This is a genomic window from Gordonia sp. ABKF26 (genome assembly GCF_041103195.1).
Lineage (GTDB): Bacteria > Actinomycetota > Actinomycetes > Mycobacteriales > Mycobacteriaceae > Gordonia > Gordonia terrae.
In genome coordinates this window covers 4,525,130-4,549,592 of record NZ_JBGCVZ010000003.1, presented here as the reverse complement: position 1 = coordinate 4,549,592, position 24,463 = coordinate 4,525,130, and the positions used below count along the sequence as shown (strand labels likewise).

Annotated in this window: 20 protein-coding genes; 16 read left to right on the top strand and 4 right to left on the bottom strand. The window is 68.1% G+C overall.

The window, feature by feature from the left end:
* Positions 1-128 precede the first annotated feature (128 nt).
* Entirely contained in the window at positions 129-1,289 is a 1,161-nt protein-coding gene (locus tag AB4Z55_RS21040; RefSeq protein WP_369520448.1) for a M23 family metallopeptidase, read from the bottom strand.
* 439 nt (positions 1,290-1,728) lie between these two features.
* On the opposite strand from AB4Z55_RS21040, the gene sucC reads away from it, so the two are divergent.
* The 4 genes from sucC (at position 1,729) to AB4Z55_RS21020 (ending at position 5,140) form a co-directional block, all read left to right on the top strand.
* Complete coding sequence (gene sucC / locus AB4Z55_RS21035) at positions 1,729-2,892, top strand: ADP-forming succinate--CoA ligase subunit beta (protein ID WP_004020101.1); 1,164 nt, start codon at positions 1,729-1,731, stop codon at positions 2,890-2,892.
* A 13-nt stretch (positions 2,893-2,905) separates the two neighbouring features.
* Positions 2,906-3,808 carry a succinate--CoA ligase subunit alpha gene (gene sucD, locus AB4Z55_RS21030; protein WP_004020100.1) on the top strand — a complete coding sequence of 301 codons (903 nt, stop codon included), beginning with the start codon at positions 2,906-2,908 and terminating at the stop codon, positions 3,806-3,808.
* A 97-nt stretch (positions 3,809-3,905) separates the two neighbouring features.
* On the top strand, positions 3,906-4,616 hold the full coding sequence (locus AB4Z55_RS21025; RefSeq protein WP_239402891.1) for a hypothetical protein: 711 nt from the start codon (positions 3,906-3,908) through the stop codon (positions 4,614-4,616).
* Positions 4,613-5,140, top strand: a complete 528-nt coding sequence (locus AB4Z55_RS21020) for an RDD family protein (protein WP_239402892.1) — start codon at positions 4,613-4,615, stop codon at positions 5,138-5,140. The genes AB4Z55_RS21025 and AB4Z55_RS21020 overlap by 4 nt, the downstream gene beginning before the upstream one ends.
* Here AB4Z55_RS21020 and AB4Z55_RS21015 read toward each other — a convergent pair.
* Positions 5,124-5,588 carry an SRPBCC family protein gene (locus tag AB4Z55_RS21015; RefSeq protein ID WP_239402893.1) on the bottom strand — a complete coding sequence of 155 codons (465 nt, stop codon included), beginning with the start codon at positions 5,586-5,588 and terminating at the stop codon, positions 5,124-5,126. The two genes, AB4Z55_RS21020 and AB4Z55_RS21015, sit on opposite strands and share 17 nt — an antisense overlap.
* A gap of 80 nt (positions 5,589-5,668) precedes the next feature.
* On the opposite strand from AB4Z55_RS21015, the gene AB4Z55_RS21010 reads away from it, so the two are divergent.
* From AB4Z55_RS21010 to AB4Z55_RS21000, 3 genes are all read left to right on the top strand, one after another.
* Positions 5,669-7,144, top strand: a complete 1,476-nt coding sequence (locus AB4Z55_RS21010) for a carboxyl transferase domain-containing protein (RefSeq protein ID WP_369520447.1) — start codon at positions 5,669-5,671, stop codon at positions 7,142-7,144.
* Positions 7,141-7,551, top strand: a complete 411-nt coding sequence (locus AB4Z55_RS21005; RefSeq protein ID WP_354563261.1) for an NUDIX domain-containing protein — start codon at positions 7,141-7,143, stop codon at positions 7,549-7,551. The genes AB4Z55_RS21010 and AB4Z55_RS21005 overlap by 4 nt, the downstream gene beginning before the upstream one ends.
* An 86-nt stretch (positions 7,552-7,637) precedes the next feature.
* Entirely contained in the window at positions 7,638-8,258 is a 621-nt protein-coding gene (locus AB4Z55_RS21000) for a nitroreductase family protein (RefSeq protein WP_239402896.1), read from the top strand.
* Here the strand turns inward: AB4Z55_RS21000 and AB4Z55_RS20995 are convergent, their stop codons facing one another.
* A complete protein-coding gene (locus tag AB4Z55_RS20995) occupies positions 8,259-8,927 on the bottom strand; it encodes a TetR/AcrR family transcriptional regulator (protein WP_004020093.1) in 669 nt (222 codons plus the stop codon).
* Positions 8,928-9,154: 227 nt separating this feature from the next.
* Here AB4Z55_RS20995 and AB4Z55_RS20990 point away from each other — a divergent pair, with 227 nt between their 5' ends.
* Both AB4Z55_RS20990 and AB4Z55_RS20985 read left to right on the top strand, forming a co-directional pair.
* Positions 9,155-9,814, top strand: coding sequence for a DUF5336 domain-containing protein (locus AB4Z55_RS20990; protein WP_239402897.1), 660 nt, complete (start codon positions 9,155-9,157; stop codon positions 9,812-9,814).
* The gene (locus tag AB4Z55_RS20985; RefSeq protein WP_369520446.1) at positions 9,795-10,658 is read left to right on the top strand and encodes an SAM-dependent methyltransferase; all 864 of its coding nucleotides are present in this window, start codon (positions 9,795-9,797) and stop codon (positions 10,656-10,658) included. Before AB4Z55_RS20990 ends, AB4Z55_RS20985 begins: the two co-directional genes overlap by 20 nt.
* Here the strand turns inward: AB4Z55_RS20985 and AB4Z55_RS20980 are convergent.
* Positions 10,591-14,166 (bottom strand): indolepyruvate ferredoxin oxidoreductase family protein, encoded by a 3,576-nt coding sequence (locus AB4Z55_RS20980; RefSeq protein ID WP_369520445.1) that lies wholly within the window; start codon positions 14,164-14,166, stop codon positions 10,591-10,593. The genes AB4Z55_RS20985 and AB4Z55_RS20980 overlap by 68 nt on opposite strands.
* A 235-nt stretch (positions 14,167-14,401) precedes the next feature.
* Between AB4Z55_RS20980 and AB4Z55_RS20975 the strand changes: the two genes are divergently transcribed.
* The 7 genes from AB4Z55_RS20975 to AB4Z55_RS20945 are packed head-to-tail and all read left to right on the top strand — an operon-like array spanning position 14,402 to position 24,367.
* The gene (locus AB4Z55_RS20975; RefSeq protein ID WP_004020089.1) at positions 14,402-15,979 is read left to right on the top strand and encodes a carboxyl transferase domain-containing protein; all 1,578 of its coding nucleotides are present in this window, start codon (positions 14,402-14,404) and stop codon (positions 15,977-15,979) included.
* 46 nt (positions 15,980-16,025) lie between these two features.
* Complete coding sequence (locus AB4Z55_RS20970; protein ID WP_369520444.1) at positions 16,026-18,104, top strand: biotin carboxylase N-terminal domain-containing protein; 2,079 nt, start codon at positions 16,026-16,028, stop codon at positions 18,102-18,104.
* A 10-nt stretch (positions 18,105-18,114) separates the two neighbouring features.
* Positions 18,115-19,260, top strand: coding sequence for an acyl-CoA dehydrogenase family protein (locus AB4Z55_RS20965; protein WP_369520443.1), 1,146 nt, complete (start codon positions 18,115-18,117; stop codon positions 19,258-19,260).
* Positions 19,257-19,781 (top strand): MaoC family dehydratase, encoded by a 525-nt coding sequence (locus AB4Z55_RS20960; RefSeq protein ID WP_369520442.1) that lies wholly within the window; start codon positions 19,257-19,259, stop codon positions 19,779-19,781. The genes AB4Z55_RS20965 and AB4Z55_RS20960 overlap by 4 nt, the downstream gene beginning before the upstream one ends.
* Positions 19,782-19,786: 5 nt before the next feature.
* Entirely contained in the window at positions 19,787-20,701 is a 915-nt protein-coding gene (locus AB4Z55_RS20955; RefSeq protein ID WP_004020085.1) for a CoA ester lyase, read from the top strand.
* A gap of 55 nt (positions 20,702-20,756) precedes the next feature.
* Entirely contained in the window at positions 20,757-22,400 is a 1,644-nt protein-coding gene (locus AB4Z55_RS20950; RefSeq protein WP_369520441.1) for an AMP-binding protein, read from the top strand.
* Positions 22,400-24,367, top strand: coding sequence for an acetoacetate--CoA ligase (locus tag AB4Z55_RS20945; protein WP_239402923.1), 1,968 nt, complete (start codon positions 22,400-22,402; stop codon positions 24,365-24,367). Before AB4Z55_RS20950 ends, AB4Z55_RS20945 begins: the two co-directional genes overlap by 1 nt.
* Positions 24,368-24,463 lie beyond the last annotated feature (96 nt).

Genomic DNA, 24,463 nt, shown 5'->3' with positions numbered 1-24,463 from the left:
ATCATGCTGACATGGACGAGAATTCAACGTCAGTTCGCAATCCGGCCAGGTATCAATACCGGATGCGCAGCGTGAGCGCGCTGCAATGGCGCCACCAAGCAACAGGAGGCGACCTGTGGGGCCTTCTGCTAGCCGGTGTAACCGGAGAGCTTCACGCCCTTGGCCGCGAGCCACGGCACGGGATCGATCTTGGTGTTGCCGTTCTTCCACACCTCGAAGTGCAGGTGCGGCCCGAACGAGAAGCCCTCGTTGCCGACCAGGGCGATGACGTCGCCGGCGGTGACGCGCTGGCCTTCCTTGACGAGGACGCCCGAGGAGGCCATGTGGCCGTACATGGTGACCGTTCCGTCGGCCGCCTGGACCTGAACCCAGTGGCCGTATCCCGATGCGGGCTCGGCCTTGATCACGACGCCGTCGGTGGCCGCGTGGATCGGGGTCCCGAGCGGAGCGGCCATGTCGATGCCGCCGTGCATGGTGCCCCAGCGCATCGCGAAGGCCGAGGTGAAGTCGTAGCTGCCGAGCGGGATCGGCGAGGTGAAGAGCGGGCGGCGGGCCAGGGCCTCGCGGCGATCCTGGTCTGCGGCCATCTTGGCGCCGACACCGAGCTGGTTGGTGAAGACGTTCATCTGATCGGTCTGTGCTGTCGCAGCGGCCACTCCGGGGCCGAGTTCGACCGGTGCGGCGCCGGGCGCTGACGCGTCGTTGACGGCGGCGGCGTTCACCGGGGCGGGCGCTTCGTCGCCTGCGCCGACCTGGGCGACGGCGGCGACGGCGGCGCCGGCCGCCATGGCGATGAGGGCGGCGCGTCCGCCCTTGAGGGCGTTCGGGGGCGCAGCGATGCGGTGCTTGCCGCCACGGCGCACGCGCTGTCCGGCCGGATTGGTGCGGAAGGGGCGATTCTCGCCGTCGAGGGCGTCGTTGGCGACGGCGTCGAGTTCGCCTCCGTCGAAGACGTCGAGTTCGGCGCCGTCGACATCGAACGGCTCGTCGTGCTCGTACTGATCGAACTCGTGCTCGGGGATCAGGATGTCCTGAGTGATCTCCGAGCGGGTGGGGCGGTAGTAGCCCTGCCACGACGACGGGGTCCAGCCGGCGTCGGAGGACTCGCGGGTGGCGGCGGAGTCGGCGAAATCGAAGTCGTAGTCGCTGAGGTCGTATCCGGCGGCGTCGTCGGTGTCGACGATGGGGATGATCGTGGTCATCTCTTCCGCTGTGACGTCATCGATCAACCCGCCCGATCGGACGCGGCCCGATCCGCGTGAGACACCGAGTCCCGCCAAATCGTCCACCTCATCTCTTGCTGCCGCATCTCGTCGTTGGCGGATTCGAAGTTACCGTCCGTAATCCTTCTGTGACCAACCGCTGAGAGCCGACGGTAACGAAATGATTGCGGCAAGTCCAACCGTAGAAAGCGACAAACCGGCATAATGTGAGCTGAGTCACATGACTTGTGCGCCACGCTCGAAGTTGACGAATTTGCAGTTCACGATGGTGCATCGAACCTGTGAATCCGGCGAACGGATGTCGGCGCGTGTATGTGCTGCTCATGGACGCTCGGGGTGGGTGTCCCCCTCACTCGGCGCCGCCAATCCTGTGAGGGCCGACCGAGCGAGTGATCTGTCGCACAAGCGCAGGGTGCGCGCGGGGTGGCGATCTCCGACAGGTTTAAAGTCCGATATGGCCCGCATTACACCCTTGCGCGGGCAAATCTACGAGATGGTGAGCTGAATGGATCTCTTCGAATACCAGGCGAAGGAACTGTTCGCCAAGCACGGGGTTCCCACCACACCCGGTCGGGTGACCGATGATGCCGCCGACGCGCGGGCGATCGCCGAGGAAATCGGCAAGCCTGTGATGATCAAGGCGCAGGTCAAGACCGGCGGGCGTGGCAAGGCAGGCGGCGTGAAGTACGCCGCGACCCCGGACGACGCGCAGTCCCACGCTTCCAACATCCTTGGCCTCGACATCAAGGGCCATGTCGTCAAGAAGCTGCTGGTCGCCGAGGCCAGCGACATCGCGGAGGAGTACTACATCTCCTTCCTGCTCGATCGCACCAATCGCTCCTACCTGGCCATGTGCTCGGTCGAGGGCGGCATGGAGATCGAAGAGGTCGCCGCGACCAAGCCCGAGCGCCTCGCGAGGGTCGCCGTCGACGCCGTGAAGGGTGTCGATCTGGAGACCGCGCGCTCGATCGCCGAGCAGGGCCATCTGCCCGCCGAGGTGCTCGACGCCGCAGCGGTCACCATCTCGAAGCTGTGGGAGGTCTTCGTCAAGGAGGACGCCACCCTGGTCGAGGTCAACCCGCTCGTCCGCACTCCGGACGATCAGATCCTCGCCCTCGACGGCAAGGTCACCCTCGATGCCAACGCCGACTTCCGTCAGCCCGGCCACGAGGAGTTCGAGGATCGCGACGCCACCGATCCCCTGGAGCTCAAGGCCAAGGAGAACGACCTCAACTACGTCAAGCTCGACGGTGAGGTCGGCATCATCGGCAACGGTGCGGGCCTGGTCATGTCGACCCTCGACGTGGTCGCCTACGCCGGTGAGAAGCACAACAACGTGAAGCCCGCCAACTTCCTCGACATCGGCGGCGGCGCCTCGGCCGAGGTCATGGCGGCCGGTCTCGACGTCATCCTCGGCGACGAGCAGGTCAAGAGCGTCTTCGTGAACGTCTTCGGTGGCATCACCGCGTGTGACGCCGTCGCCAACGGCATCGTCGGTGCTCTGGAGAAGCTGGGGTCCGACGCCAACAAGCCGCTGGTCGTCCGCCTCGACGGCAACAAGGTCGACGAAGGCCGCAAGATCCTGGCCGATGCGAACCACCCGTTGGTCACGCTCGCCGAAACCATGGACTCGGGCGCCGACAAGGCCGCCGAGCTGGCGAGCAAGTAAGGGAGCCACGGAAATGTCGATCTTTCTGAACAAAGACAACAAGGTCATCGTCCAGGGCATCACCGGCGGTGAGGGCACCAAGCACACCGCCCTGATGCTCAAGGCCGGCACCAACGTCGTCGGCGGTGTCAACGCACGCAAGGCGGGCACCACCGTCTCGCACGTCGACGCCGACGGCAACAACGTCGAACTCCCGGTGTTCGCCTCGGTCGCCGAGGCCATGAAGGAGACCGGGGCCGACACCTCGATCGCCTTCGTGCCGCCGAAGTTCTCCAAGGACGCCATCATCGAGGCCATCGACGCGGAGATCCCGCTGCTCGTGGTCATCACCGAGGGCATCCCGGTGCAGGACTCCGCCTACGCGTGGGCCTACAACGTGGAGAAGGGCGAGAAGACCCGCATCATCGGCCCGAACTGCCCCGGCATCATCACCCCGGGTGAGGCGCTGGTGGGCATCACGCCGAACAACATCACCGGCAAGGGGCCGATCGGTCTGGTCTCCAAGTCGGGCACCCTGACCTACCAGATGATGTACGAGCTGCGCGATCTCGGCTTCTCGACCGCCATCGGCATCGGCGGCGACCCGGTCATCGGGACCACCCACATCGACGCCATCGAGGCGTTCGAGAAGGATCCCGAGACCAAGCTGATCGTCATGATCGGTGAGATCGGCGGCGACGCCGAGGAGAAGGCCGGCGAGTACATCAAGGCCAACGTGACCAAGCCGGTCGTCGGTTATGTCGCGGGCTTCACCGCTCCCGAGGGCAAGACCATGGGCCACGCCGGAGCCATCGTCTCCGACGGTGCGGGCACCGCCCAGGGCAAGAAGGAGGCCCTCGAGGCCGCGGGCGTCAAGGTCGGCAAGACGCCGTCCGAGACCGCCTCGCTGGCACGGGAACTCTACCAGGCCCTGTAAGCCTCGACGCCCACGGAAAAGCCCGAGCGGGAATCCTCCTCGCTCGGGCTTTTTCATGGGTCGACCCGCCACAGTCGCCGCGTGAGATAATCCGTCGGTGAACTCCCAGGCTCGACGCGGCGCGATTCCCCAGCTGGTGGGGGAGTCGGTGCGGTACGCCGGGGTGCTCGTGGGGGTTGCCGAACGGCTTCCGGTGGCGGGCGGGTTGATCGGGTCCGCACGGGCGCGGATCGCCACGATCACCGACGCCGCTGTGACGGTGGCGGTCTCGACGACGAGAGCCGTCCTGGGCGTCGTCATCCGGGAAGTGGTCGACGCGCTGGTCGAGGAGGTCGACCTCACCGACCTCGTCCTCACCCATGTCGACCTCAAGCGCCTCATCAGCGAGGTGCTCGCACTCATCGACATCGACGAGGTGATCACCACCGTGGATCTCGATCGTGCTGTGGCACAGGTGGACCTGAACGCGGCTATCGACCTCGTCGACCTCGACGCGGTGATCGGCAAGGTCGATCTCGATGCCGTCGCCACCGGAATCGACATCGACGCGATCGCCGCGCGGATTGACATCGACGCCATCCTCGGGCGGGTCGATCTGATCGGGCTCGCCGAGGAGATCATCGACGGCGTCGATCTCCCCGACATCATCCGCGAGGCGAGCACATCGGTGACCGCCGATGTGATGACCGATGTGCGCAGCACCAGTGAGCGCGCCGACGACGCGGTGGCCAATGCGGTCAACCGGTTTCTGCGCCGGCGTGGCGCCGCGGCCGTCGAGGCTGCGCCCGACGCCGAGGGGCCTCGATGACCGCTGAACCGAAACCGACCGGGCCGCTGAAGGATTCGACTCCGGCGTCGCCGCCGCCGACGACGCCCGGCCGGTCACCCACGCACAAGGCGCATGCGGTGCAGGACCGGGACAAGAACGCCGGCATCGTGAGTCGGGGTGTCGCCTCGTTCCTCGATCTCCTCGTCGTCTGGACGATCCTCGGCGCCTCCTACGCGGGACTGTCCCTGATGAAGTTCGTCATCTCGGTCGGCGAATTCTCGCTGCCGGAAGTCGATCTGATCTTCACCACGACCGGCTTCGTCCTCGTCGCGGTGCTGTATCTCGCGACGTGCTGGGAGATCTCCGGACGGACGCTCGGGTCGGTCGTGATGGGCCTGCGCGTGGTCAATTCGGAAGGGGCCCGCATCCGGCCGACCATCGCGGTGCTGCGCGCGCTGCTGTGCACCTTCTTCGCGATAGGCCTCGTGTGGGTGGTGATCGACCGGCGTCGTCGGTCGGTGGCCGACGTCCTCCTGCGGACCCGGGTCATCTACTCTCGGTGACCGCCTTGAGTCGGGTCAGCCCCTTCTCGAAGTCCTTGCCCAGCATCTTGTCGAAGATGCCGAAGAGTCCGGCGACGCGGCTGAACAGCGACTGCGGGCCCACCATCGTCCAGGACACCCGCGTGGCCCGACCCTGGGGAACGAGTTCGAAGGTGACGGTGTTGGTGGTCGTCATCGGCTTCTCGAACTCGAGGCGCACCTCGACCTCTCGGGGTTCGTCGACGCGCGTGATCTCCATGGCACCCCGTCCGGCCTTCTTGTTGCCCGACCACGCGTACTCGGCGCCGACACCGTGCTCCGCGCCGGAGTAGTCGCGCGTCATGTCCGGATCGACGCCCTCCCACGGGGACCAGTGCACCCACTGCCGGAAGTCGGTCAGGTACGGCAGTACCGCCTCGGGCGGTGCGTCGACGGTGATGGATCGGGTGATGCGGAACGTGTCGGACATGCGGGGTCTCCTGGCCGTCGGTCGACTGGTTCGAGGTGACGTGAGTATGACACCGGCGGGCAGCCGATACGGTGGCATCCATGGGTGAACGGGCACGGCTGAGCGCACCGGTCCTGCGCGACATGCTCGTCGACGAGGGAGCGTGGGAATCGTGGGACTCCCCGGTCGAGAGTCCGGCGTCCGCCTCGGACGGCGACGACGACGCCTACGCCGAGGAACTGGCGCGGTCCCGCGAGCGCACCGGGTCCGACGAATCGGTGATCACCGGCTCCGGTGTGATCGGCGGCCACCCGGTGGCCATGGTGGTCAGTGAGTTCGGCTTCCTCGGTGGGTCCATCGGACGCGACGCGGGTGCCAGGATCGTGACGGCGGTCCGGCACGCGACGCGTGAGCGGCTTCCGCTGCTGGCCCTCCCGGCTTCGGGGGGCACCCGGATGCAGGAGGGGACCGCGGCGTTCCTGCAGATGGTCGCGATCACCGGTGCCGTCACCGACCACAAGGCCGCGGGACTGCCCTATCTGGTGTACCTGCGCCACCCGACGACCGGCGGTGTGTTCGCCTCGTGGGGGTCGCTCGGGCACATCACCTGGGCGCAACCCGGAGCGCTCATCGGCTTTCTCGGACCGCGTGTGTACGAGGGCCTGCACGGTGAGCCATTCCCCGACGATGTCCAGACCGCCGAGAACCTGGTCCGCACAACGGTTGTCGACGACGTGGTCGCGCCCCTGGACCTCCGCGAGCGCCTATCGGCGGTACTGCGCCTCCTCGCCCGTCGGGGAGATGCGGTGGCGCCGCCCGACTCGATTCGGGTACGTCCGCGACGCACGCGTTCGGGGGAGCCGGACGACACCTGGGCGTGTGTCCGCGCGACCCGGGAGCCCGAGCGCGCGGGACTCGTCGAGTTCCTGGCGCACGGCGACTCCGCGCCGCTGTCGGATGCCGGGCCACTCCGATTCTCGCTGAGCGACTTCGACGGACACGTCGCACTGGTCGTCGGATATGACCGGACGTCACAGGCGGCCGGCGAGTTGCCGGGTCCCCGGCACCTGCGCGAAGCGCGCCGGGCACTCCTGACGGCCGGGGACCTGGGGCTCCCGGTGGTCACCGTGATCGACACCCCGGGCGCGGAATTGTCGGTCGTCGCCGAGGAGGGTGGCCTCGCGGCGCAGATAGCGCGCTGCACAGTCCAGTTGATCAGCGCCCCGGTGCCGACGGTCTCCGTGCTGTTGGGCCAGGGTGCGGGCGGTGCGGCGCTGGCGCTCTTCCCCGCCGACTTCCGCGTCGCGCGCGCCGATGCCTGGCTCTCGCCGTTGCCGCCCGAGGGAGCGAGCCTCATCGTGCACCGGGATCTCGACCACGCCGGTGAAATGGCCTCGCGGCAGGGCATTCTCGCCGGTCGCATGGCGGCTCAGGGGATGATCGACGTCGTCGTCGACGCCGGATCGGATGACGAAGCGATGTCGGCGCTCCGTGACTCGATCGCCCGGTACCTGGCCGCTTCGCCCGTTCCGGACAGCGAGGCGCGCACGCGCGTGCCGACGGCGGACGCCCGATGACCGACCGCGTGGTTGCCGTCGGCGCACTCATCACCGACGAGGACGGCCGAATCCTGTTGATACTGCGCCGCAACGAGCCGTCGGCCGGACACTGGAGCCTCCCCGGCGGCAAGGTCGAGCCCGGGGAATCGCTCGAAGAGGCGGTGGTGCGCGAGGTGGAAGAGGAAACCGGTCTTGCGGTGACGGTCGGTGAACCGGCCATCCAGCTCGAGATACCGGTCGGCGACGGACGGGTGTACGAGGTGCACGACTTCCGGGCCGAGATCCGCTCGGGGAAACTGCGTCCCGGTGACGACGCCGCCGACGCGGCCTTCTTCACACCGGCCCAGGTGCGCACGGCGAAAGTCACCAGCCGGCTGGTGGAGTATCTGGAACAGGCCGGTGCACTGCCACCGGAGTCGCCCTGACCGGTCATCGAGCCGAACCCGCGGACGGCAGTTCGCCGTGTGGGGGTGACGTGGTGCTCGAGAGCGGTTGTGTGCAGGATGGAGACATGACCGAACTACTGCCCCTGGACCCTGACCAACTCCTCACCACCACCCGCTCGGTGCGCAAGCGTCTCGACTTCGATCGTCCCGTGCCGCTCGACGTGGTCAAGGAGGCGCTCGAGGTCGCGTTGCAGGCGCCGACCGGCAGCAACAGTCAGACCTGGCACTGGATCGTGCTCACCGACCCCGAGCTGAAGCAGAAGGTCGCGGACTACTATGCGCAGTCGTTCGCGAAGTACTACTCGGGCCAGGCCCCGCGGGACGAGACCGGTAAGCGGGTCGCGTCCAGCGCCCAGTACCTCGCCGACACGATGGGTCAGGTCCCGGTGCTGGTCATCGGCGCCATCTACACCGGAGGGGACCTGCCGGCGGGTAATCAGGCCGGTGTGTGGGGTTCGTTGCTGCCGGGTGCCTGGAGCCTGCAGCTGGCCCTTCGTGCCCGTGGTCTCGGGTCGGCGTGGACGACGTTGCACATCAACTACGAGAAGGAGATCGCCGAACTCCTCGGCATCCCGGACAACATCCATCAGGGTGTGCTGCTGCCGGTGGCCTACAGCAAGGGCACCGACTTCAAGCCCGCACCGCGGAAGTCCCTCGATTCGGTCCTGCACATCGACGGCTGGTGATCAGGAGGTGCCGGGTCCCACCTGATCCGGCACCTCGCACCGCAGTGCAGCCAGCGCCATCGCGGTCAGAAGTCGACGCAGTCCGTTCTGGTCGAAAGCGGGCAGGCGCGGCGAGGAGTTGAGCAGCCCGAACATCGCGTGCACGCGCACGCGGGCCTCGGCGCGGTCGAGAGCCATGCCGGCCTCGTCGGTGACGGCGAGGAGCACATCCACCCACCGTTCCACGTAGCGGCGCTGCAACAGTCGAACCCGATGATTGGCGGCCGGGGTCATCGACGGCAGGTCGCGATCCTGCACGGTGATGAGGTCGGGGCGGGTGACGAGCACGTCGATGTGAAAGCCGATGAGCGCCACCAGCGTTTCCGACGGGGAGCCACCGCGGTCGGCGACCTCGCTGCCGCCGTCGTGCAGTCGCTGACTGATGTCGATGAGCATCTCGTCGAGCAGCTCGGTCTTGGAGGAGAAATGGCGGTACATCGCCGGTCCGCTCACCCCGACAGCCCGTCCGATGTCTTCCAGCCGTACCCCCGCGAACCCGCGCTCGGCCATCTGACGAGCGGCGGCGGACAGCAATTCGGCACGACGGGCCGCCTTGGCCTGGGTTCGGCGCGTCGGCGGACGATTCGTGGCTTCCGATTCGTCCTCGCGCGGTTCGTGCGTTGCGGACATCGATCCCGCACTCTACGCGTCCGTGCATGCGAACGAGATGCAGCCTGACCGACGTCGGTGGGCGGATCCCGGTGGCGGGTGACCCGGTCGAATGAAAACTGCGCCGGCCACCGCTTCCGGGGCCGGCGAGGGCTTAGTCTTGCGCATGGTCGCGCGCCGGACGGCGGGCGCAGGACAGTCCGGAAGGGCGGCGGGCCGAGTCCCGCATCAGCGACGAGGAGCGGATCGTGAATCCAGGCGAACCCCAGCACCCGGGCGGTCAGTGGTCAGGCGTTCCGCAGGGCCCGCCGCAGACCGGAGGCTTCGCCGGAAACCAGGACCAGACGGCCCACGTTCAGCACCCCGGCACCGGAGGTGTTCCCGGTCAGCAGTGGAACACCGGCGCGCAGTACCCGCCTCCCGGTTGGGGACAGCCGACCCGTGGCCCGCGTGCCGACCTGTCGGTGATCTTCGCGCTGGCCTCCGCGCTCGCCGGGATCGTCACCTACTTCATGGGTTTCCTCAGTTGGGTCTCGGTGTCGGCGGGCGCCGAGGAGGAACTCAACCGGTGGGGCACCGACTTCGAGGAGGGACAGGGTGGGATTCCCGCGTTCTTCTCCTACGAGATCGTCCTGAACCCCGGGAAGTTCTTCATCGCACTCGGGGTCGTGGGCATCGCGGCGACGTTCGTCCTGGTTCCTCGCTATCGCAGGGCGCTGCCGTTCCTGGCGGTCGTCGGGGTGGCCGCGTGGCTGGCGCTGTTCGCCTCGGCCCTCATCACACCGCCGTTCCTCGATCTGGGCGCCGGCGCGATCGTCGGACTGATCCTGGGCTTCCTGCAGGTGGCGCTGCTCGTCGCGGCCGCCTTCTTGTACGGTCTGAAGAAGGATGACGCGCACCACTCCTGACCACGGACCCGACGATCCGATCGTCGGTCTCCTGCGTCGTGCCGGGTGTGTCTTCGCCGAAGAGGAAGCCGCACTGCTTCGCGAGCAGGCCACCGGCGCAACCGAACTCGATGAACTGTGCGTACGCCGCGCGGCGGGGGAGCCGCTCGAACATCTCCTGGGATGGGTCCGCTTCGGCGACCTGCGGTTGTGTGTCGGCCCAGGAGTCTTCGTGCCGCGACAACGCTCACTGTTGCTGGCCCGCACCGCGGTCGCCGCGGCGCGGGCGCGACCGTCCCCGCTGGTGCTCGAGGCGTTCTGCGGCGTGGCACCCATCGCCGCGAGTGTCGCGGCCGCCGTCCCCGGTGTCGGTCTGCACGTCGTCGACACCGACGACACCGCGCTCGGCTTCGCGCGCCGAAACCTGCCGGACGGGACCGGGATTCATCGCGGTGCCGGACTCGACGCACTACCGGCGGCACTGCGCGGCCGTCTGGACGTGATCGCCGCTGTGCCGCCCTACGTACCCGACTCGGCGCTCGGTCTGCTGGCGCCGGAGGCGCGGGATCACGAACCACACCGGGCGCTGCTCGGCGGCCCAGACGGCCTCGACCACATCACGGTGCTGATCGCCGACGCCCGGACATGGCTCGCTGTCGGTGGCGAGTTGCTGATCGAGATGAACACCGCCCAGGCCGAGCAGGTGGTCCGGGGCGGCGGCGCGACTCACGAGTCCGACATCATTCTCGGGGGAGACGGGCAGACTGCTGTCATGTGTATTCGCCGGCCGGAACCCCCTAGATCCCCAGCGCGGCCCGTTGCCGTGCGACCGCCTCCCGGTACCGTTCGACGTTCGCCATCTTGACCCCCTCGTAGCCGCGGACCATGTCCGGCAGTTCCGCGAGGTCGACGACCGCGGGTAGCCGGTCCACACCGATGCGCCCACTGGCGAGCGCATCCAGGACGGCGTCGACGAGCTCCCGGTACTCGACGATCAGCGCACGTTCGGTGCGGCGGATCTCGCTGCGGCCGAACGGGTCCCACCGGGTTCCCCGGAGCCGCTTCATCGTTGCGAGTGCGCTCAGCGGGCGGTCGGCCCACGACCCGAGGGCAAGCTTCTCGCGCATGCCCATACTGCGCAGCGTCGGCGGATGCAGCCGCACTGCGACCTCGGCGTCGGCGCCGAACTCGTCGGCGATCCGCGCGGCGAACGTCGGGTCCTGCGTGAGCCGGGCGACCTCGTACTCGTCCTTGTAGGCCATCAGCTTGTACAGGTTCCGGGCGACGGCATCGGTCAGCGAGGAATCCGGTGCGACGCGCCGCACCCGGTCCACCGTGTCGAGGTACTCACGCGCGTACCGCTCGTCGGAGTGGGCGGTCAGTTCGTCGTACCGGATCGCGATGGTGCGCCGGAGTTCATCGTCGACGCCCTCGAGCCCGGCGACCACCCCGAGGGCATGGGGGCTCGGCTCGATCTCGGCGGCGGGACGGCCGTGCAGACCGTCGATGGTCTCGGATACCGAGCCCGGATCGGCCACGATCTGTCGGCCGCGTCGAAAGGCCTGCACGTTCGCGTCCACTGCGACGCCGTTGAGTTCGATCGCGCGCTCGATCGACGCCGCCGTGATGGCCAGGGAGCCGGCCTGATAGGCGGCACCCACCATCAGCATGTTGGCGAACTGTTCGTCGCCGAACAGTGCGGTCGACATCGCTCCCGAATCGAGGTACACCGCGCGCGTCACCCGGTCGTCGATCGCGGAATGGACGGCGGCGTCGGACGGGAAGCCGACGGAGGTGTCGATGACCATCAGGCCGGTCGGCACCTGCGTCGTCGACACGACCGCGATCGTCTTCTCGGGAGCGGCGACCTTGAGGTTGACCGGGTCGGTGCCGACGAGAGGATCGCACACGAGGTACAGGTCGCAGTCCTCGGACGCCACCTTCGCCGCCTGCTCCAGCGGATGCGGTGCCACCTTGATGTCGCTGACCACCGCGCCGCCCTTCTGGGCGAGTCCGGTCATGTCGACGGTCCGGGCCGAGTGCCCGTCGAGGACGGCCGCGGTGGCGAGGACCTGGGACACGGTCACCACCCCGGTACCGCCGACGCCCGTGACACGCAGCGAGAAGGTGTCGCCGATGGTGGGGACTGCGGGCGCCGGCAACACGGATTCCGCCAGATCTGCTGCGCGGGTGCGAATTCGATCCGTGCCGGGGGTGACGGTGACGAACGACGGGCAGTCACCCTGCAGGCAGGAGAAGTCGAGGTTGCAGGAACTCTGGTCGATCCTCGTCTTGCGTCCGAACTCGGTCTGCACCGGGTGTACCGAGAGGCAGTTCGACTTCTCGCCGCAGTCGCCGCAGCCCTCACAGATGCGTTCGTTGATCACCACCCGACGAGTGGGGGTCGGCATGGTGCCGCGCTTGCGCTTCCGGCGCTTCTCGGCGGCGCAGTGCTGGTCGTGGACGAGGACCGTGACGCCCGGGACGGCTGCGAGTTCGGTCTGCACGTCGGACAGATCATCGCGGTGTCGGACCGCCACCTGTCCGGGAAGGCCGAGTGTGCGAACGTGTTTCGGGTCGTCGGATGTGACCACGATCCGGCTCACGCCCTCGTCGAGCAGCAGCGACGTCAGCCGTGGCAGGGTCATGGCACCCACCGGGTCCTGCCCGCCGGTCATGGCCACGGTGCCGTTGTAGAGCAGCTTGTAGGTGATGTTCTCACCCGACGCGACAGCCGCTCGCAACGCCAGGGATCCAGAGTGCGAGAAGGTTCCGTCGCCGACGTTCTGCACGAAGTGGTTCGCGGAGACGAAGGGGGCCATGCCGATCCACTGCGCACCCTCGCCGCCCATCTGGGTGACGCCGGCGATGTCGCCGACCTGTCTGGGGTCCATCAGCAACACCATGGCGTGACAACCGATACCGGCGCCGACCAGGGTGTTCTCGGCGACCTTCGTCGAGCTGTTGTGCGGACAACCGGAGCAGAAGTACGGCGTGCGCACGGCCAGTGGGAGTTCGATGCGGGTGTGGCGAGCGGCTTTGCGGTCGAGCCAGATCTGTGCGGCGTCGACCCCGTGGCGGGCGAGCCGGTCGGCGAGACCACGGGTCACGGCGTCGACGTCGAGTTCGCCGAAGCGGGAGAAGAGGGTCGAGCCGTCCTCGTGGACCTTGCCGACGATGCGGGGGGCCCGCGGATGGCGGAACAGGATGTCGCGCATCATCGTCTCGATGAAATCGCGCTTCTCCTCGACGACGATGACCTCGTCGAGATCGCCGGTCGCGGTGTCGAACATGAACCGGTCGAGGATGTCCCGCTCGATCGGGTAGACCATGCCGAGTTTGAGGATGCGGATCCCGAGCCGCCGCAGATCGTCGTCGTCGATTCGCATCAGGCGCAATGCCTCCCGCAGGTCGAGGTAGGTCTTGCCTGCGGCCACGATGCCGATGCGGTCGTCGGGACTCGAGACCACGATCCGGTTGATGCCGTTGAGCCGGGCGTACTCCTGCGCGCGCGGAAGTCGGGTGGTGAGCTGATTCTGCTCGAGTTCCATCAGATGGGCGCCGAGCAGCCGTCCGCTGGGCACATGGGGACTCGTCCCGAGCTCGCCGAGGACGGGCACGATCCGGTCGGGGTCGACATGGGCAGTCGACGCGCCGTCGGCGACGTGCGCGGAGATCTTGAGCGAGGTCCAGAGCCCGCTGGTGCGGCTCATGATCGCCGCATGAACGCCGAGGTCCAGGATGTCCTGGGAATCGGCCGGGTAGAGGATCGGGATGTAGAGGTCGGCCAGGGCCATCTCGGACGCGCATGGAACGGTGGAGGACTTGGCGCCCGGGTCATCGCCGACGAGCGCGACGGCGCCGCCGGCGGAATGGGTTCCGATGAGGTTGGCATGGCGCAGCGCGTCCGTCGCGCGGTCGAGACCGGGGGCCTTGCCGTACCAGTATCCGACGACGCCGTCGCGGGGGTGCCCGGCCGCGGACGGTGCCAGGTCGCGACCGCCGCTGACCTGGGCGGCGAGTTGAGAACCCATCACCGATGTCGCGGCGAGCTCTTCGTTGAGGCCGGGCCGGTGGACGATGTCGTACGGGGCGAGATGCTCATGGCGCCGGGCGAGCTCGAGGTCGTATCCGGCGAGGGGAGAGCCCTCGTAGCCGGAGATGAACGAGGCGGTGCGGAGGCCGGATCTGCGGTCGACGCGAGCGCGGTCGCGGACCATGCGGACCAGGGCCTGGATTCCGGTGAGGTAGATGTCGCCGGCGTCGCGTGTGTAGCGGTCGTCGAGCGAGAACCCGGCGACTGCCGCCCCGGGCGGTCGCGTGTCGGGGGTCGGGATGTGCTCGAAGCGGGCACGATCGTCTGCGAGGGTCATGGGGTCACCTGGCCTTCTATGTGCGGTGGCCGATCCGGGGTTCCGGTTCGTCGGCGCATCGGTTGTGGCGGCCCGGGGGTGGTGGGCCTGCCACAACAGTACGAGATGACGTGACGCGCGTCACGTCACGCCGCCTGCGCCGGCCGGCGGGATTCCGGCCCGATCCGGGCGTGACATGGGCCACTGCATCGCGTACGATCACTTCAGTTAATTCCAACTAACTGAAGGGTCGACGGTGACCAGCACGCTCGACGGCTTCCGGGCCGCACACCAGCGCAATCTCGACCTGCTCGGCGAGCGCCTCCGAGACGTCTCCGCCGGCGGTGGGGCGAAGGCGCGCGAGCGTCACGTCGCCCGCGGCAAATTGCTTCCCCGGGACCGGGTCGACGGTCTCCTCGATGTCGGCTCGCCGTTCATCGAGGTCGCGCCGCTCGCGGCCTTCGGGATGTACGGCGACAAGGTGCCCGCCGCGGGGGTCATCGCGGGTGTCGGCCGGGTCGCCGGTCGCGAGTGCATGATCATCGCCAACGACGCCACCGTCTCGGGCGGGACGTACTACCCCGTCACGGTCAAGAAGCACCTGCGCGCGCAGGAGATCGCGGCCGCCAACCGGCTGCCCTGCATCTATCTCGTCGATTCGGGCGGCGCGATGCTGCTTCAGCAGGACGAGGTGTTCCCCGATCGCGATCACTTCGGCCGCATCTTCTACAACCAGGCGACGATGAGCGCGGCGGGAATCCCGCAGATCGCCGCCGTCCTCGGTTCTTCCACCGCCGGCGGGGCCTACGTCCCGGCCATGAGCGACGAGACGGTGATCGTGCGCAATCAGGGCACCATCTTCCTCGCGGGCCCGCCCCTGGTGAAGGCGGCGACCGGTGAGGACGTCTCCGCGGAGGACCTGGGCGGCGGTGCGATGCACTCGTCGGTGTCGGGCGTCACCGATCACCTCGTCGACAACGATCAGCAGGCCCTTGCCAAGGTCCGCGAGATCGTCGCGACCCTCGGACCCCGCGAGGCCGCCCAGTGGGAGACCGTCCCGGTCCGTGAGCCGCTGCGGCCGCAGACCGACATCTACGATGTGGTGCCCACCGACCCGCGAACTCCCTACGATGTCCGGTCGGTCATCGAGATCCTCTGCGACGGAGGCGAATACTCGGAATTCAAGGCGAACTACGGCACCAGCCTGGTGACCGCGTTCGCGCACCTGCATGGTCATCCGGTGGGGATCATCGCCAACAACGGTGTGCTGTTCAGTGAATCAGCCCTCAAGGGCGCTCATTTCATCGAACTGTGTGACCAGCGTCGAATCCCGTTGCTGTTCCTGCAGAACATCACCGGCTTCATGGTCGGCAGGGCCTACGAGCAGGGCGGCATCGCCAAGAACGGGGCCAAGATGGTCAACGCGGTGGCGTGCGCGCGGGTCCCCAAGTTCACCGTCATGGTCGGCGGGTCCTTCGGAGCGGGCAACTATTCGATGTGCGGGCGCGCATACTCGCCGAGGTTCCTGTGGATGTGGCCCAACGCCCGCATCTCGGTCATGGGTGGACCGCAGGCAGCGGACACGCTCGGAACGGTGCGGCGCAACCAGATCGAGCGGTCGGGTGACGAATGGACGGCCGACGACGAGGAAGCGTTCAAGGCCCCGATCCGCGAGCAGTTCGAACGACAGTCCGATGCCTACTACTCGACCGCGCGGCTGTGGGACGACGGCATCGTCGATCCCGCCCAGACCCGGACCCTGCTCGGCCTCGCGCTCGAGACCGCCCGCTACGCACCGCTCGCCGAACCGCGCTACGGCGTCTTCCGGATGTGACCCGACCGTGCCGAAGCCGCTCCCGCCTACCCCGAGGACCCCGACCGTGAGTACCAGAACCATTCGGCCCGCTCGCTCCGCTCCCGGCGCCAGACCCATTCGCAGTGTCCTGGTGGCCAACCGTGGTGAGATCGCCTGCCGCGTGATCGACACCCTGCGCCACATGGGAATCCGCAGCATCGCCGTCTACTCCGACGCCGACGCGCAGGCCCGCCATGTCCGCGAGGCCGACGTCGCCGTCCGCATCGGTCCGGCCGCGGCTGCCCAGAGCTATCTGGACATCGGGGCCGTGGTCGCCGCGGCGCGCGCCACCGGCGCCGACGCCGTCCACCCGGGCTACGGATTCCTCTCGGAGAACCAGAAGTTCGCGGCCGCTCTCGCAGAGGCGGGCATCGTCTTCATCGGGCCGCCCGCCGAGGCGATCGCCACCATGGGCGACAAGATCACGGCCCGCGCCGCGGTCACCGCCCGCGAGGTACCGGTGGTACCGGGTCTGTCGCGGCCCGGGCTCACCGACGACGATCTCATCGCCGCGGCACCCGACATCGGTTTCCCGGTTCTCATCAAGCCCAGCGCGGGTGGCGGCGGCAAGGGTATGCACCGCGTCGGGGAAGCGTCCGAACTGCCTGCGGCACTGCAACGAGCACGACGCGAGGCCGCCGCTGCCTTCGGCGACGATGCGTTGTTCCTCGAGCACTTCGTCGACACCCCGCGCCACATCGAGGTCCAGGTCCTCGCCGATGAGCACGGGAACGTGATCCACCTCGGCGAACGCGAGTGCTCGCTGCAACGGCGGCATCAGAAGGTGATCGAGGAGGCGCCGTCGGCGCTGCTCGATGCCGAGACCCGGGCACGTATCGGGGAGGCGGCCTGCGATGCCGCGCGCAGTGTCGGCTACACCGGCGCGGGGACGGTCGAGTTCATCGTGTCGGCGCACCGGCCGGACGAATTCTTCTTCATGGAGATGAACACCCGCCTACAGGTCGAGCACCCGGTGACCGAACTCGTCACCGGAGTCGACCTCGTGGAACAGCAGATCCGCGTCGCCCGCGGGGAGGTGCTGGGTCTCACGCAGGACGCGATCACCCTGCGCGGACACGCGATCGAGGCGCGCGTGTACGCCGAGGATCCCGCTCGCGGCTTCCTGCCCACCGGCGGCACGATCGAACATCTCGTCCATCCCGACACCTCGCCCGGCAGTGGGATCCGCGTCGACTCGGCCATGCTCGACGGACTGCGCGTCGGCAGCGACTACGACCCCATGCTGGCGAAGGTCATCGCCGTCGGCGCCGACCGCGAGGAGGCCCTCGAACGCCTCGATCAGGCCCTGGCCCACACCCGGGTCCTGGGCGTCGTCACCAACATCGACTTCTGCCGCTTCGTGTTGCGTCAGCAGTCCGTCGTCGACGCGGACCTCGACACCGAACTGCTCGACCGGCTCGTCGTCGACTACGCCGCGCCGGAACCCACCCCCGAGGCCCAGGTGCTCGTCGGACTCGCGCGGATCGGAGCCCGCGATGCGGGGGACGTCTGGTCCTCGGCGATCGGATGGCGTGTCGGACCGCCCGCCCCGGTCATCACCCGGCTGGTCGCAGGCGGACGGCACTCGACGGTCGCCATCCGGGTCGACGCCGCCGACGCGCGATCCCTCTCGGGAACCGCCACCGTCGTCGCCGACGACGACACCGAGGCGTCCTGGACCGGACACGTGGTCTACCAACCGGCGCAGCCCGGTGACGGACGCGAGTCGGACCGGCTGGTCGTCGACGGCGTGACGCAGTCGTGGTCGAGTGTCCGTGTCGGCGAGAGTTGGTGGGTGGCAGGGCCGTCGGGCACATGGATCCTCGAACTCGCGAAGCCCCTGCTCGACGAGGCCGCCGACGAACACGCCGGTGAGATCACCAGCCCGATGCCGGGCACCGTGGTCGCCGTGGCCTCCCGGACCGGCGACGACGTGTCCGCGGGCCAGTCGATCGTCGTCGTCGAGGCGATGAAGATGGAACACGCACTGACCGCCCCGGTCGACGGCACCGTGGACATCTCGGTGGCGGTGGGGGACAAGGTCGATGCGGGACAGATCCTCGCTGTCGTCGCCACCCCCGTAGCAACTGCCGATTCCCAGTAGAAGGATTCACATGGAACTCACCCAGGAGTACACCGACCTCATCGCAACGGTCCGCGACTTCGCGCAGACCGTGGTGGCGCCGGTGGCCGCGAAACACGATGCCGAGCACAGTTTTCCGTACGAGGTCGTCGCCCAGATGGGCAAGATGGGACTGTTCGGTCTCCCGTTCGAGGAAGAATACGGCGGTATGGGCGGCGACTACTTCGCCCTGTCGCTGGCGCTGGAGGAGCTCGGCAAGGTCGACCAGTCCGTCGCCATCACGCTCGAAGCCGGTGTGAGCCTGGGCGCCATGCCGATCTACCGCTTCGGTACCGAGGAGCAGAAGCAGCAGTATCTGCCCGAACTCACCGCCGGCACCGCACTCGCGGGATTCGGTCTCACCGAACCGGGTGCCGGGTCCGACGCCGGTGCCACCGCGACCACGGCTCGCGACGACGGCGACTCGTGGATCATCAACGGCGGCAAGCAGTTCATCACCAACTCCGGCACCGACATCACCTCGCTGGTGACCGTGACCGCGGTGACCGGTGTGAAGGACAACGGCAAGAAGGAGATCTCGACCATCATCGTGCCCACCGGGACACCGGGTTTCACCGCCGAGCCGGCCTACAACAAGGTCGGGTGGAACGCCTCGGACACGCATCCGCTGACCTTCACCGACGTACGCGTCCCCAAGGAGAACCTGCTGGGTGTGCGCGGACGGGGGTACGCCAACTTCCTGTCGATCCTCGACGAGGGGCGCATCGCGATCGCGGCCCTCGCGACCGGCGTAGCGCAGGGATGCGTCGACGAGAGCGTGAAGTACGCCAGGGAACGCCAGTCCTTCGGCAAGGCGATCGGCGAATACCAGTCGGTGTCCTTCGCCATCGCCCGGATGGAGGCCCGGGCCCATGTCGCCCGGACCGCGTACTACGACGCGGCGGCGAAGATGCTGGCGGGCAAGCCGTTCAAGAAGGAGGCCTCGATCGCGAAGATGATCGCCAGTGAGGCGGCGATGGACAACGCCCGGATGGCGACCCAGATCCACGGCGGCTACGGCTTCATGAACGACTATCCCGTCGCCCGGCATTACCGCGATTCGAAGATCCTCGAGATCGGCGAGGGCACCACCGAGGTGCAACTCATGCTGATCGCCCGCGAGCTGGGGTTCGCATGAGCGGCACGGCGGCGTCCGGATCGGACGCAAGCGGTGTCGCCGCGGGTCGTCGAATCGTGCAGCGGGGGCTGTGGTTCGAGGAGTTCGACGAGGGCACGATCTACGAGCACCGTCCCGGGCGCACCGTCACCGAGGCCGACAACGTGTTGTTCACGACGCTGACCATGAACACCCAGGCGCTGCATCTCGACGCCGCCTGGTCGGCGGAGCAGCCGGGTTTCGGCGGGCAGCGCCTGATCAATTCGATGTTCACCCTGTCGACGATCGTCGGCTTGTCGGTCTCGCAGCTCACCCAGGGCACCCTCGTGGCGAACCTGGGGTTCAGCGAGGTCGCGTTCCCGGCACCGCTGTTCGCGGGCGACACGCTCTACGCGGAGACCGAGTGCACCGGTAAACGCGAATCGCGGTCGCGCCCGGGCGAGGGCGTGGTGAACTTGACCCACATCGGACGCAACCAGCACGGCGAGGTCGTCGCCCGCGCCGCACGAGCAACGCTGGTGCGCAGGCAACGGACGGAGTGACGACGATGTTCTTCGAGGATCCACCCGGCGGCCCGGTCGCGGGTTCCGGACTGGCGGGGCAACTCACCAACGCGTGGTTGCCGCCCGGGCCGGCCCTGCTGTTCTGCCCGGCCGACCGTCCGGAGCGATACCAGAAGGCCCTCGACCGCGCCGACGTGGTCATCATCGACCTCGAGGACGCGGTGTCGCCGGCCAACCGCGCGGCAGCCCGGGAGGCACTCGTCGCCCATCCCGTGGACCCGGATCGCACCATCGTGCGGATCAACCCGGCCGGCACCGGCGACTACCGGCGCGATCTCGCGGCCGTGGCGGAGACGAACTACCGGGTGGTGATGCAGGCCAAGGCCGAGGACGTCGCCTCGATCCTGGACACCGCGTTCCAGACGATCGCGTTGATCGAGACGCCGCTCGGCGCGACCCGGGCCCGGGACATCGCGGCGACCTCCAACTGCATCGGACTGATGTGGGGGGCAGAGGATCTCGTCGCCGGCCTGGGCGGAACGTCGAGCCGGTTCGGTCCCGGCGAATCCCGCCCCGGCGAGTACCGGGACGTCGCGAGTTGGGTGCGCTCGATGGTCCGCATCGCGGCCGCCGCGCACGGCAAGTTCGCCGTCGATTCGGTGCACCTCGACATCGAGGACGTCGACGGACTCGTGGCCGAGGTCCGCGATGCGGTGGCACTGGGTTACACCGCCACCGCGTGTATCCACCCGTCTCAGGTCGATCACATCCGGGACGGTTACCGACCGTCCGACGAGGCGGTCGAATGGGCGCGCCGGATTCTCGACGGCGCCGCTGACCACGCGGGCGGGGTGTTCAGCCTCGACGGCCAGATGATCGACGGACCGGTTCTCCGCCAGGCCGAGGTCGTCCTCTCCCGCGTCAGCGATACGCGTCCCGATCCCGCCGGCGAGAACTGACCGAACATCCCCACCCCACCAGGGCAACACGCCCGACGACAGACCGGAGCAGAACATGAGCACCGAGGCTCACCCGAAGCCTGCACACACGCGCGGTGAGGAGACACCGGCACTGCTCGCCGAGACCATCGGCGCCACTCTGGCCCGCACCGTCGAGACCTACGGCGACCGAACCGCCCTGATCGATGCCGCGGCGCGACGGGAATGGCGGTATTCGGAGTTCCACCGAGACGTGCGTGCCGTCGCGGCCGGTCTGCTGCGACTGGGTGTGTCGGTCGGCGACCGAGTCGGACTGTGGTCGCCCAACCGGTTCGAATGGGTTCTGACGCAGTACGCCGCCGCCGAGATCGGTGCGATCCTGGTCAATCTCAACCCCGCCTATCGCCAGAACGAGATCGAGTACGCGCTGCAGCAGTCCGGGACGGGCGTCGTGCTGGCCGCCGAGAGTTTCAAGGACTCGGCGTACGCCTCGATGCTCGAGCAGGCGCGCCCGCGGTGTCCGGAACTGCGCGAGGTCGTGCTCTTCGACTCCCCGGGGTGGGACGCACTGTGCGCCGACGCGAGTGCCGACGAACTCGAACGTGTCGCCGAGATCGCCGCGTCGCTGTCGCCCGACGATCCGATCAACATCCAGTACACCTCGGGTACAACGGGATTCCCGAAGGGTGCGACACTGTCGCACCGAAACATCGGGAACAACGGGTATCTCGTCGGCGAACTGCTGAACTACACCGCCGACGACCGGATCTGTCTCCCCGTGCCCTTCTACCATTGCTTCGGCATGGTGATGGGCAATCTCGCGGCCACGAGTCACGGTGCGGCGATGGTCATCCCGGCGCCGGCATTCGACCCGCGCGCCACCCTCGACGCGGTTGCGGAGTACCGCTGCACCAGTCTCTACGGCGTACCCACCATGTTCATCGCCGAACTCGATCTGCTCGACGACGGGCTCGACATCGACCTGTCGAGCCTGCGTACCGGCATCATGGCGGGGTCGCCGTGCCCGGAGTACGTCATGCGGCAGGTGGTCGACCGCATGCACATGCGCGAGGTGTCGATCTGTTACGGCATGACCGAGACGTCGCCGGTGTCGACGCAGACGCGGGTCGACGATCCGCTGGAGTTGCGCGTCACCACCGTCGGCCGGGTCGGCCCGCACCTGGAGATCAAGATCGTCGACCCCGGCACCGGTGAGACCTCCGGACGCGGCGTGACGGGCGAATTGTGCACGCGCGGTTACTCGGTGATGACCGGATACTGGAACGAACCCGAGAAGACCACCGAGGCCATCGACGCCGACGGCTGGATGCACACCGGCGACCTCGCCGACATGGACGACAATGGATATGTCCGGATCACCGGGCGCATCAAGGACATGGTGATCCGCGGCGGGGAGAACATCTACCCGCGCGAGATCGAGGAGTTCCTCTACACCCATCCCGACATCCTCGACGCCCAGGTCATCGGCGTGCCCGACGAGAAGTACGGCGAAGAGCTGATGGCGTGGGTGCGCCTGCGCGACACCGCAACCGAATTCACCGCGGACGACCTGCGGGAGTTCGCCACCGGCAAGATCGCGCGACACAAGATCCCGCGGTATGTCCATGTGGTCGAGGAGTTCCCGATGACCGTCACCGGAAAGGTCCGCAAGGTGGCGATGCGGGACGAGGCGGTTTCGATTCTCGAGCAGCTGCGATGATGACCACCAGTGAGGCGGTGCGGACCGCGGACACTCAGATGAATCGCTTCGGGCGTTTCGTGCACGAGCGATTCGGGGTCGACACAAGCGAGTACGACACCCAATGGTCGTGGTCGGTGCGGCAACCGGCACAGTTCTGGCGTGCGGTCTGGGAATTCTTCGACCTCGACGCCCTCGCCGCGGAACCCCTCGATCCCGGGGACGAGGCGGTACTCGCCGACGACCGGATGCCCGGGGCCGTCTGGTTTCCGGACGTCCGCCTGAACTACGTCGATCAGATCCTGCGGCACGCCACTCTGCCCGGTGCCGCGATCGTCGGGATCGACGAGGCGGGGGAGCGTTCGGAGATCGCCTGGTCGGAGTTGCCGTCGCAGGTCGCCGGCCTGGCGTCGACACTCCGTGCGCACGGGGTGGGTCCCGGCGATGTGGTCGCCGCGTACCTGCCCGACATCCCCGAAGCCGTCATCGCCTTCCTCGCCACCGCGTCTCTCGGCGCGGTCTGGTCGGGATGCGGTCAGGACTATGCGCCGCAGGGCGCGGCCGGTCGCCTCGGTCAGCTCGCGCCGAAGGTGCTGTTCACCGCGGCCGGCTATCGCTACAACGGCAAGGTGGTCGACAAGCGCTCCGACAGTGCGGAGCTGGCGGGCCTCTTGCCGAACCTCGTCGCGCACATCACGATCGGAGCCATCGATCCGGGGTCGTCGACCGTCGACTACGCGCAGGCATGCAGCGGCGACCCCGGCGACTTCCGGCCGCTACAGGTGCCCTTCGACCATCCGTTGTGGGTGCTCTTCAGTTCCGGCACCACCGGACGGCCCAAGGGGATCGTCCACGGGCACGGCGGAGTTCTCCTCGAGCATCTGAAAGCCGGTGCCCTGCACGGTGATCTGTCTGCGGACGATGTGTTCTTCTGGCAGACGGCGCTCAGCTGGATGATGTGGAACTATCAGGTCGCCGGACTTCTCTGTGGTTCGCGGATCATCTGCTACAGCGGCTCGCCCCTGTACCCCGACGCCGACCGACTCTGGCAGATCGTCGACGACGAGCGGGTCACCTACTTCGGCACGAGTCCAGGTCAGTTGCAGGCGTCGCGAAAGGCGGGACTGGAGCCCGGGCGTCGGCACGATCTGAGCCGGCTGCGGACGCTCGGGAGCACCGGATCATCCCTCGCGGCAGATCTTTTCACCTGGGTCGACGACCACGTCCGGCCCGGCCTGCCCATCTCGTCGATCAGTGGCGGCACCGACATCGTCTCCGCGTTCGCCGGTGGCTCGACCGGCGAGCCGGTGGTGCCCGGTGAACTGTCGGTCCGTTACCTCGGTGTGGCGCTGGAGAGTTGGTCGCCCGCAGCCCGCCCGCTGGTGGGGGAGGTGGGCGAACTCGTCGTCACCGCCCCGATGCCGTCGATGCCGGTGAGCTTCTGGGACGATCCCGACGGTGCGCGATACCGCGCCGCGTACTTCGCCCACGAATGGGAGGGCGGGGCGTCGAAGCCGGTCTGGCGGCACGGCGACTGGGTGACCGTGACCGAACGCGGGTCGCTCGTGATCCACGGTCGTAGCGACGCGACGTTGAACCGTCACGGGATCCGGATGGGATCGGCCGACATCTACGAGGTCGTCGAAGCGCTCGACGAGATCGCGGAGGCGTTCGTGCTCGGTGTCGACGGACCGGGCGGCGCCTACTGGATGCCGCTGTTCGTCACCCTCGTCCCCGGCGCAACGCTCGACGATGACCTGATCGGCCGGATCGCGGCCTCGGTCCGCGACCGGCTCTCCAAACGCCATGTGCCCGACGAGGTCATCGAGGCCCCCGGAATCCCGCACACCCGGACGGGAAAGAAACTCGAGGTTCCGGTCACCGCGATTCTGGCCGGCCGATCCGAGGTCAACATCGACCCCAAGGCGGTCGACGACTATGCGCTGATCGACTGGTACGCCGAGCAGGGGCGCGCACACCGCTGGTGAGCACGGCCCATGGCCCGATGAGGGGGCCGCGTTGTGCAAGGGTCATGGGACCCGGCGGGCATGTGTACTAGCGTGGGGAACAGTTCTGCGCTCGTG

Excerpts from the sequence above, each read along its gene's own strand:
- AB4Z55_RS20985 (WP_369520446.1), top strand. The coding sequence starts at position 9,795 with ATGACGCGCACCACTCCTGACCACGGACCCGACGATCCGATCGTCGGT.
- AB4Z55_RS21020 (WP_239402892.1), top strand. The coding sequence starts at position 4,613 with ATGACCGCTGAACCGAAACCGACCGGGCCGCTGAAGGATTCGACTCCG.
- sucC (WP_004020101.1), top strand. The coding sequence starts at position 1,729 with ATGGATCTCTTCGAATACCAGGCGAAGGAACTGTTCGCCAAGCACGGG.
- AB4Z55_RS20960 (WP_369520442.1), top strand. The coding sequence starts at position 19,257 with ATGAGCGGCACGGCGGCGTCCGGATCGGACGCAAGCGGTGTCGCCGCG.
- AB4Z55_RS20945 (WP_239402923.1), top strand. The coding sequence starts at position 22,400 with ATGACCACCAGTGAGGCGGTGCGGACCGCGGACACTCAGATGAATCGC.
- AB4Z55_RS20980 (WP_369520445.1), bottom strand. The coding sequence starts at position 14,166 with ATGACCCTCGCAGACGATCGTGCCCGCTTCGAGCACATCCCGACCCCC.
- AB4Z55_RS20955 (WP_004020085.1), top strand. The coding sequence starts at position 19,787 with ATGTTCTTCGAGGATCCACCCGGCGGCCCGGTCGCGGGTTCCGGACTG.
- AB4Z55_RS21000 (WP_239402896.1), top strand. The coding sequence starts at position 7,638 with ATGACCGAACTACTGCCCCTGGACCCTGACCAACTCCTCACCACCACC.
- AB4Z55_RS20965 (WP_369520443.1), top strand. The coding sequence starts at position 18,115 with ATGGAACTCACCCAGGAGTACACCGACCTCATCGCAACGGTCCGCGAC.
- sucD (WP_004020100.1), top strand. The coding sequence starts at position 2,906 with ATGTCGATCTTTCTGAACAAAGACAACAAGGTCATCGTCCAGGGCATC.
- AB4Z55_RS21010 (WP_369520447.1), top strand. The coding sequence starts at position 5,669 with ATGGGTGAACGGGCACGGCTGAGCGCACCGGTCCTGCGCGACATGCTC.
- AB4Z55_RS20950 (WP_369520441.1), top strand. The coding sequence starts at position 20,757 with ATGAGCACCGAGGCTCACCCGAAGCCTGCACACACGCGCGGTGAGGAG.
- AB4Z55_RS20995 (WP_004020093.1), bottom strand. The coding sequence starts at position 8,927 with ATGTCCGCAACGCACGAACCGCGCGAGGACGAATCGGAAGCCACGAAT.
- AB4Z55_RS21015 (WP_239402893.1), bottom strand. The coding sequence starts at position 5,588 with ATGTCCGACACGTTCCGCATCACCCGATCCATCACCGTCGACGCACCG.
- AB4Z55_RS21005 (WP_354563261.1), top strand. The coding sequence starts at position 7,141 with ATGACCGACCGCGTGGTTGCCGTCGGCGCACTCATCACCGACGAGGAC.